This window comes from Polynucleobacter sp. AP-Capit-er-40B-B4 (genome assembly GCF_018882245.1).
GTDB lineage: Bacteria > Pseudomonadota > Gammaproteobacteria > Burkholderiales > Burkholderiaceae > Polynucleobacter.
Genome location: NZ_JACVOV010000004.1, coordinates 161,691 through 171,027, shown reverse-complemented (window position 1 = coordinate 171,027; position 9,337 = coordinate 161,691). Strand labels below are relative to the sequence as shown.

General features: G+C 44.6%; 10 protein-coding genes. 8 read left to right on the top strand and 2 right to left on the bottom strand.

Features of this window, described 5'->3' with window-relative positions; translation table 11 throughout:
- Window positions 1–130: 130 nt before the first annotated feature.
- On the bottom strand, window positions 131–475 hold the full coding sequence (locus tag ICN19_RS10105; protein ID WP_216247622.1) for a hypothetical protein: 345 nt from the start codon (window positions 473–475) through the stop codon (window positions 131–133).
- A gap of 4 nt (window positions 476–479) precedes the next feature.
- A complete protein-coding gene (locus ICN19_RS10100; protein WP_216247620.1) occupies window positions 480–1,061 on the bottom strand; it encodes a TetR/AcrR family transcriptional regulator in 582 nt (193 codons plus the stop codon).
- Window positions 1,062–1,125: 64 nt separating this feature from the next.
- Here ICN19_RS10100 and ICN19_RS10095 point away from each other — a divergent pair, with 64 nt between their 5' ends.
- The 8 genes from ICN19_RS10095 to phoB all read left to right on the top strand — a co-directional run bounded on the left by ICN19_RS10095 (window position 1,126) and on the right by phoB (window position 9,336).
- The gene (locus tag ICN19_RS10095; protein ID WP_216247618.1) at window positions 1,126–1,503 is read left to right on the top strand and encodes a hypothetical protein; all 378 of its coding nucleotides are present in this window, start codon (window positions 1,126–1,128) and stop codon (window positions 1,501–1,503) included.
- A gap of 3 nt (window positions 1,504–1,506) precedes the next feature.
- Window positions 1,507–3,837, top strand: coding sequence for an autotransporter domain-containing protein (locus ICN19_RS10090; RefSeq protein WP_216247616.1), 2,331 nt, complete (start codon window positions 1,507–1,509; stop codon window positions 3,835–3,837).
- A 246-nt stretch (window positions 3,838–4,083) separates the two neighbouring features.
- On the top strand, window positions 4,084–5,106 hold the full coding sequence (gene pstS, locus ICN19_RS10085; RefSeq protein WP_216247614.1) for a phosphate ABC transporter substrate-binding protein PstS: 1,023 nt from the start codon (window positions 4,084–4,086) through the stop codon (window positions 5,104–5,106).
- 83 nt (window positions 5,107–5,189) lie between these two features.
- Entirely contained in the window at window positions 5,190–6,179 is a 990-nt protein-coding gene (gene pstC, locus ICN19_RS10080; RefSeq protein WP_216247612.1) for a phosphate ABC transporter permease subunit PstC, read from the top strand.
- A complete protein-coding gene (gene pstA / locus ICN19_RS10075) occupies window positions 6,176–7,042 on the top strand; it encodes a phosphate ABC transporter permease PstA (protein ID WP_216247634.1) in 867 nt (288 codons plus the stop codon). The genes pstC and pstA overlap by 4 nt, the downstream gene beginning before the upstream one ends.
- An 8-nt stretch (window positions 7,043–7,050) precedes the next feature.
- On the top strand, window positions 7,051–7,887 hold the full coding sequence (gene pstB / locus ICN19_RS10070) for a phosphate ABC transporter ATP-binding protein PstB (RefSeq protein WP_255537002.1): 837 nt from the start codon (window positions 7,051–7,053) through the stop codon (window positions 7,885–7,887).
- Window positions 7,888–7,899: 12 nt separating this feature from the next.
- On the top strand, window positions 7,900–8,607 hold the full coding sequence (gene phoU, locus ICN19_RS10065; protein WP_216247610.1) for a phosphate signaling complex protein PhoU: 708 nt from the start codon (window positions 7,900–7,902) through the stop codon (window positions 8,605–8,607).
- A gap of 15 nt (window positions 8,608–8,622) precedes the next feature.
- Window positions 8,623–9,336 carry a phosphate regulon transcriptional regulator PhoB gene (phoB, locus tag ICN19_RS10060; RefSeq protein WP_216247608.1) on the top strand — a complete coding sequence of 238 codons (714 nt, stop codon included), beginning with the start codon at window positions 8,623–8,625 and terminating at the stop codon, window positions 9,334–9,336.
- Window position 9,337: the final 1 nt, after the last annotated feature.

Below are 9,337 nucleotides of genomic sequence, written 5' to 3'. Positions count from 1 at the left end.
ACGCAATAAGGTGACGATTTGCTCGGGTTTAAGACGTTGGCCTTTTGCCATATTTAGCACTCCTTTAAGGTGAAGATTATCAAAAATCCTCTCTTTGGGAGTGGTACTAAAAATCAGGTCAGTTCAATCATTAATTACATTTGAGGTATTTGTTCTTCTTTGCATCCAGAAGGTGCCCATCAAATACCAACAATGGATCAAATTGTTTTTCGCCCAAAATGGCAAATAGAAAACCCTTAGGTATTGCTTGGTTTGAGCCAAACCATGAATAAGCAGTCATATAGCGCGCTGTCTTGCCATTGACCGTTAAATCAACATCAGATGCAGTGCCATTCTTCTCTGGATTAATTAGGCGATATTCCACCACAGTCTTACCGTGGCAGTACACAACACCTTCAGGCTTCTCTAAAGCGCTACTCAGACTAGGCTGAAGTGCAAGTAATAGCGCTACGTACAGATACATTAAATTCTTCATCAATCTATTTCCTAAGATTAATTTGTAAGCTGGGCTTAATGCCATCTAAGCATGCTTGCGCATTGGCGTTATTCATGACGGCATTTCGATATCCCACATAGTAGAGCGACCAAATTGCATAACAACGCGCCTCGATTTCATCATATTCAAAGTGAGTTAAGGCATCCGCAATGGGTTGAATCATTTGCATCACTTGTCCAAAGATCAACGCTTCATACTTCCCTGACCAAAGCCAACCAAATGCAGCACCTTCTTTGCGAATAGTCTTAATGGCTACATCTTGTTTGTATAGATCCAATAAATAGCTCTCGATAAAAGTTACTGGGTCCTTATGTTTTGTAGCTGTAAATGGCTTTATCTTGCTAATGACTTCCTCGTTGACTTGGTAAATCACTTCAGCCAATAGATCTTGTTTATCTAGACCAAGTCGATATACCTGCATCGGACTCATGGAGGCCGCTTCAGCTATTTCACGCATCCCAACTTTTTCGAAGCCGCGGCTTTCAAACAGGCGATGAGCTACACCTACCACTTGTTTAAGTCGTAGCTGATTCTTTTCGCTTCTCGAAGTGCTGGAGTCTGTCATTTCACCTAAAAGAGTAAGGTTGGTATGTCATAATTATGCCTATAATTGATAACATGTTAACAAAATGAAGAACTTGAAGAGCATATTCTTTGGCCTGGCGGCATTGATCGCCTTAGCTTCCTGTACCACCTATCGCTACGAATACATTGCACCACCAACAGAGCATGGCAAAACCTGCGCAATGCAATGTATGTCCACTAAGCAGGTTTGTTACAACAGCATGCAGCAACAAGCTCAGAACAGTGTAAATAGCTGCCAACAGCAGAACCATTTGAACTATCAGGCTTGCGTCAATCGAGCGCAAAGTCATGATGATGTAAAGAAGTGCAATCCCAACGGCATGTATTGTCAAGCGCATGCCAATAATTGGCAGTGCGACGAATCCTATAGACAGTGTTTTGCCGCTTGTGGTGGAACGGTTAATGTATTTAAAAACGAGTAATCAATGCCATCAAAAATTACCCCATTTGTTATTAAGTTTTGTATTTTTCTTGTAGGGGTAGGTGCATTTAATGCTGCCTTTGCACAATGCTCTACCAGTGGTGACCCGGTTTCTATCACAGGAACAAATTGCCCAAACGTAGTCATTTCTTCCAATAAATCTGAGGTAGCTATTCAGTCTGGAGCTTATGTCGGAACTACTGCTTGGCTGACAAACCCTGCGCTATTAATTCAGAATGCGACAGTTGAAAATCTAAACAACTCAAGCCTAATTCAGGGTCAAACCACTAATACAAGCGGTATTCAGGTGGATGGAACAGCAGTTGTAAAAAATCTCAATAATGCGTCTCAAATCAATGGAGCTCTATATGCCATTCAACTTACCGGCTCTGGAAGTATTACAACAATAAATAACACCGGCTCCATTTACAACAATGGGAATAATGCGATCGCCCAAGGTATCTTTATGTCAACGGCCGGCGGATCGACATCCATTGGCACTATCAATAATTCTGGTGCTATTAATGGTTCCGCTGGCGCAATTTATCTTGATACGGCATCTGGTTCAAATACTGCATCGATAGGAACTATTAGCAATAGCGGCTCGATAAATGGCGGACAGGATGCCGGCATCCTTGTTGGCACAGGCAGTACTGTCAATGTTATTAACAATAATTCTGGTGGAGATATTCGGACTGGCGCCTGTAATGGACTTACTTGCTATAACTCAATTCGTAACTGGGGCACGATATCGACTATTAACAACTTAGGAAATATTGCTGGCAGCACAGGCTTTGGATTTACAGGTTATGGAATTGAAAATAATGGCCTCATTAAGACGCTCAATAATGCGCAGTCAAACCTGACTTATGTTGGCGCACTGCCAACTAATTACAACATTATCATTACTGATGCCACTTCCTATGGCAAGTTATCAGTTGCCAGTCTAGGGAGTGGTGTAACAAACTTCGGCATTGATCCTAGATCATCTCTTGCTCCGTCCACAACAAAAATCTATGTCGATGTTTTAAGTGGTATTCCAACTGCAAATATTTCCAAAAAAAGCGGTACTTATGGAGGGGCATTTGTTACAACTAGTTGGAATTTAGGAAAGCAGGCGGGTGTAGACAAGTGGGACTTGTTAGCCAGAACCTCGGCAGTAGCTACGCCTGTAGTTAATGGCAGTTCCGGTCAAAATTTAGCCAAATCTATTACTGCGGCCTATACAGGCTCCAAAGATTTTATGGTGAATCTCAGTGCGGCTGGAGCTGCAATGTTTGGCGCAAATCAGGCACTATTCAGTCAAATTATTCCAACCCTTACACCAGAACAGGCTGCAACCCTTGCGCAAGTTCATGCCGAGGGTTACTCCTCCAATATGACCATTGGTCTTGAGCAGATGGCACACATCATCAATACAGTGATGGATCGGATTCATGCGCCGGTGAGTGCCTCTCCTTCAACTAAGGTTTATCAGGATGATGAAGGCAGATACGTCTGGGCAGATGCGGCGGCAGTAAAGGGCACTGTAAATAACAATAACAACCTCTCTGGTTTTGGTTACAACCTTTATGATCTGATTATTGGCGGCGATATTAGTCGTAGCAAAGAAGGGGGTTATGGTGTCTTTGCTGGAACTGGCACAACCTCAATGACCGAGAGTCAGCAGGTCACTCAAAATTTCAACACCACCAACTTTTATGCCGGTCTGTACGGCGCTAGAAATTTTGATGCGCAAGTTAAGCTCTCCGGTGCCTTAGGTTATATGTATGGCGATACCAATGCAAACCGTAGCATGCCTGATGTAGGGGTGATTGCAGGTAGTAATGCTACGAGCTCCTATAAATCAAATGGTGTATATGGTGCTGCGAAGTTGGCTAAGGCTTATCAGGCGCAAGATTTCACGCTCTCTCCATTTGTTGGCGTATCTTATTCTCAGTTATGGATGGGTGGAGCAACAGAACAAAACGGAAACTCAATTTTTAATTACGGCATTTCTTCAGCAACTGCATACACAGCAGTGACTTTTGCTGGATTGGATTTTATTTACCCCTTACTCAAGGGTGCCAATGACCCACTCTCCCTAATTGGTTTCTATAAGCTGGGCTACGATTGGTTTGCCAACAGCAATGCCGCTCATTCGATTACCGCTACTGGCCCAACTGGCTCCTTTTCTCAAGTTGGCGCCAATATGGGCCCGGTTTCCAATATGGTGGGTTTGGGTATTCAGGGTGGCATTACCAAGGATGTCTCTGCCCGTATTGGTGCTGTTGCTTCTTTTAATACCTACGGTCAAGAATACGGTGGCGGTGCAGAGCTTAGATTTAAGTTTTAAGTCTTAAGTCTTAAGTATTAGGGGTTAAATTTGAGCGCTTAGGATTGCTCTGAGCGCCTATTTTTCTTGCTCCTGGTTGCTGGGCATTTTGCATGATTTCTCCGGGTGTTTTTGCATCCCAATGCAGTTTAGATTGCCATAGACCTCGAAAAATGGGGGTTTTAGGACTGTCATATAACCGTCATATTCCCGCCGTATCGTTCTTATATCGCGCCGTTGCGCATATTTAATGTAAGGACTGACCAAATGAAATCTTTTCTAAAAAAAGCCCTAGTAATAGGCGCAATTTCACTTGCACCAGCGGCATTTGCAGTGGATATGACCGGTGCTGGCGCAACCTTCCCATATCCAATTTATGCAAAATGGGCAGAAGCTTATAAAGCTAAGACAGGCTCTAATTTAAATTACCAATCCATTGGATCTTCCGGTGGCATCAAACAGATCAAAGCTAAAACAGTAGATTTTGGCGCGACCGATAATCCAGTGAAGTTTGACGACTTAGAAAAAGATGGTTTAGTTCAGTTCCCAGTAATTATTGGCGGTGTAGTGCCAGTGATTAACGTTGACGGTGTAAAGCCAGGCGAGATCAAGTTAGATGGCCCAACTTTGGCAGACATCTTCCAGGGTGTAATTTCTGATTGGGGTGATAAGCGTATCGCTATCATGAATCCTGGTGTCAAGATTCCTAGCGGTCCCATTACTGTAGTTGTACGTGCTGACGGTTCAGGTACAACAGCAATCTTTACTGATTACTTGGCTAAAACAAGCTCTTTATTTAAAGACTCAGTGGGTGCCGGCGCTTCTGTTAAGTGGCCTGCCGCTTCTACGGTAGGTGGCAAAGGTAACGAAGGTGTAGCAGCAAACGTAACCCGTGTAAAAAACTCAGTTGGATATGTTGAGTATGCCTACGCAAAGAAAAACAAAATGACCTTCATTTCCATGAAGAACAAAGATGGTCAATTTGTGGCTCCAGATGACCTGACCTTTGCTGCGGCTGCTGCAAGTACAGATTGGGCTGCGATTCCAGGAATGGGTACATTTATTACGAATGCTCCTGGTGCTAAATCATGGCCAATCACAGGCGCCTCTTTTATCTTGATCTACAAGAACCCAGAAAATAAAGCTAACGTAGCGGAAGTTATTAAGTTCTTTGACTTTGCCTTTAAAGATGGCAAGAAGATGGCTGAAGATTTAGACTACGTTCCAATGCCAGACAAAACTACTGACTTCATTCGTAAGAATGTGTTTACCAAGATTGCAACTAAGTAAATTTTGCTAATCTGCCAGTTTTTACCAAAAACAAACAGCTCCACTAAGGTGGGGCTGTTTGGCTGTTTAAATATGTGCGAATTATGATAGATAACGCCCAGTCTCATTCCGCCCCAACGCCTCAGGCGCTCAGGATCGCCAAGATCCAGCGTGTGCAGGATTTCTTGTTTCATGGCATTACCCAGTTTTTTGCTTGCAGCGTCTTAATTGCCCTCTTGGGAATCATCATCTCTCTCGTGATTAATGCGTGGCCAGCCCTACATACTTTTGGTATTGGTTTTTTCTTTACCCAAGAGTGGGATATCGTAAATGGTGAGTTTGGTGGCTTGATTGCGATCTACGGAACCTTGGTTACATCCATCATCGCTTTGGTCATTGCCGTTCCCTTAAGCTTTGGTATTGCCGTCTTTTTGACCGAACTTTGCCCGGGTCCTTTACGCAGACCCCTTGGTACAGCGGTAGAGTTGTTGGCTGCAGTGCCTTCTATTATTTATGGAATGTTTGGCCTATTTATTTTTGCACCGTTGTTTGCTGACTATGTTCAGCCAGCACTTGCAGCTACTTTGGGTAAGGTTCCTGGATTGGGAATCCTATTCTCTGGCGCGTTCAATGGTATTGGTGTCCTCTGTGCCGGACTCATTTTGGCAATGATGATTCTTCCATTCATCGCTTCAGTGATGCGCGACGTGTTTGAGATTGTCCCGCCGGTTCTAAAGGAGTCTGCATACGGGATTGGTTGTACAACCTGGGAAGTCGTTAAGAATGTTGTATTGCCATATACCAAGGCAGGGGTTATTGGTGGCGTAATGCTGGGTTTGGGTCGTGCCCTGGGTGAAACCATGGCTGTGACCTTTGTTATCGGCAATGCACAGCGCCTGTCACCATCTTTATTCGCTCCGGGCACATCGATTGCATCTACATTAGCAAACGAATTCGGTGAAGCTGAAGCAGGTAATCATCTTTCATCTTTATTTGCCCTCGGTCTTGCGCTATTCATCATCACCTTCATTGTTTTGGCCTGTGCTAAGTGGATGCTAAGCAATATGGAGAAGAAGCAGGGCCTGAAATCATGAACAAGGCAACCAATATCAATCCAGAAATTTTTGCCCGTCGAAAACGTGCAAACAAAATTGGCTTAACTTTGTCGATGGCTGCGATGGCCTTGGGGATGGTTTTTTTATTTTGGATCCTTAGTGTTTTGGTCATCAAAGGTTTTTCTTCAATTAACTTAGACCTCTTTACTCATAGCACTCCGGCGCCAGGCTCTGATGGTGGCGGTCTTGCTAACGCGATTGTGGGTAGTTTGATGTTGATTGGTTGCTGCACACTCATCAGCACGCCAGTAGGTGTATTGGCTGGCTTGTATCTTTCAGAATACGGCGATCGCAGCAAGGTTGCCGCAGTCACTCGCTTTGTAACTGACATTATGTTGTCCGCACCATCTATTGTCATTGGTCTGTTTGTATACGCATTCGTAGTTGCGCAAGTTCGTCACTTCTCTGGTTGGGCTGGCACGATTGCGTTGGCTTTAATTGCTATTCCTGTGGTCGTTAGAACCACGGAAAATATGCTGCGTTTGGTTCCGGGTAGCTTGCGTGAAGCAGCTTATGCGCTTGGTACGCCAAAATGGAAAGTGGCATTCATGATTACGTTGCGCGCAGCTCAGAGCGGCGTGATGACGGGTATCTTGCTTGCGCTTGCTCGTGTGAGTGGTGAGACGGCACCTTTACTCTTTACGGCGCTGAATAACCAATTCTTCTCAACGAATATGAATGCGCCAATGGCAAATTTGCCGGTTGTTATTTTCCAGTTTGCGATGAGCCCCTATGACAACTGGGTTGATCTTGCCTGGGGCGGCGCTTTACTGATTACATTTGCAGTGCTTGGGTTAAATATCCTGGCTCGCGTGGTGTTCCGAGACAAGGTGCAGGGATGATGAGTAATATGAAAACTATGTTTGACTTAAATCAGGTTGATGGTCAAGGGGGTAGAGTGGATACGTTAAACCAGGAACCGCAACAAGCGGCCATTAACGCTATTGAAGTGCGCAATTTGAATTTTTACTACGGCGCATTCCAGGGCTTAAAGAAAATCAATTTAGATATTGAGCAGGGTAAGGTTACAGCCTTTATTGGCCCATCTGGCTGTGGTAAATCGACACTTCTGAGAACGTTAAACCGTATGTATGATCTATATCCAGGCCAGCGTGCAGAGGGTGAGATTAACTTTTATGGACAAAATATTCTTGAGCCGGGCCAGGATTTGAATCTGCTCCGTTCAAGAATTGGTATGGTTTTCCAGAAGCCAACGCCATTCCCAATGTCGATCTATGAAAATATCGCCTTTGGCGTGCGTCTTTACGAAAAACTTTCTCGCTCTGAGATGGATGAGCGCGTAGAGTGGGCATTAAATAAAGCGGCCCTGTGGAATGAAGTAAAGGATAAATTAAATCAAAGTGGTTTATCTCTCTCTGGCGGCCAGCAACAGCGTTTGTGTATTGCTCGCGGAGTTGCAGTCAAGCCTTCAGTCATTTTGTTGGATGAGCCAACTTCAGCTTTGGATCCTATCTCAACCGGCAAGGTGGAAGAGTTAATTCATGAATTGAAGAAGGATTACACCATCGCGATTGTGACCCATAATATGCAACAAGCAGCCCGTGTATCCGACTACACAGCCTATATGTATTTGGGTAGCCTTATTGAGTACGGTAAAACAGACGAAATATTTATTAAGCCTAAGCGCAAAGAAACAGAAGATTACATAACCGGCCGCTTCGGTTAATTGGAGACATATATGCCAGATAAACATCTATCATCACAATTCGACGCAGATCTTAATTCGCTCTCAAGCCGCTTGCTTGAAATGGGTGGGTTAGTGGAGTCACAAATTGCAACAGCCATGCGCGCTTTTACGCAAATGGATGCTGAAACCTGCAATGTTGTGATCGAAAATGAAAAGCTAGTAAATGATCTTGAGATCCAGATCGACTTAGCCTGTACAGAATTGATTGCACGTAGACAGCCTACAGCACGCGACTTACGTCTCGTGATGGCGGTATCCAAAGCGATAACCAATTTAGAGCGTGCGGGCGATGAAGCAGAGCGCGTTGCTAAGCGCACTAAGCGTTTAATTGAGTCTGGCCTACCGCATAACATTAACGTTGCTGAGATTCGGTTATCAGGCCAGATGGCTATCTCTCTACTACGCCGCAGTCTTGATGCATTTGCCCGCCTAGATACTATTGCGGCAGCTGAGGTAGTGCAAGAGGATCGACAGATTGATGAAGAATTTAGAGGCTTTGTTCGTAAGCTCATTACTTACATGTCTGAAGACCCTCATATGATTAGCACTGGCCTAGATATGCTGACTATTGCTAAGGCAATCGAGCGTATTGGCGACCACGCTAAAAATATCGCAGAGTTCGTAATTTACATTGCCAAGGGATCTGACGTTCGTCATATTCCCCATGAAGATTTAGTTCGCGAAGCAAATAGACAATAATTAGGACCTCGAATAATGACTCACCGCATACTCATAGTTGAGGATGAGCCATCAATTGCAGAATTGATTGCGATTAATCTGTCACATGCTGGATATGAAGTGGAAAAAGCCATGCAAACAGATCTTGCGTTGGCGATGATGAAAGATCAATTGCCTAGTCTGATTATCTTGGATTGGATGATGCCAGGAAAGTCTGGGGTGCAGTTTGCTAAGGAGCTCCGTGCCACTGAGCGCACTAAAGGCTTGCCTATCCTGATGCTCACCGCCAAAAGCGAGGAGTCGGATAAGGTTCTTGGACTGGATTCTGGTGCGGATGACTATGTGACCAAGCCATTTTCTCCTAAAGAGCTGGTGGCAAGAGTAAGGGCAATATTAAGAAGGCAGACGCCTATTGAAGACACGGGCCCATTGACTGTAGGTCCATTAAAGCTGGATCCAAGCTCTCACCGCGTATTAGCAGTCTGGCCAAATCAAGAGCCTAAGTCAATTGCTTTGGGTCCAACAGAGTTTCGCTTGCTGCAGTTTTTTATGGCCAATCCTGAGCGGGTTCACTCCCGTGCTAGCTTGCTGGATAAGGTTTGGGGTAGTGAAGTCTATATTGAGGAAAGAACGGTTGACGTCCACATCAAGCGCCTAAGAGCAGCTCTGGTGCCATTTGATTGCGACCGCTATGTTGAGACTGTCCGGGGTAGTGGTTACCGCATTACCAAGACTCCAACTGAAACTTAAG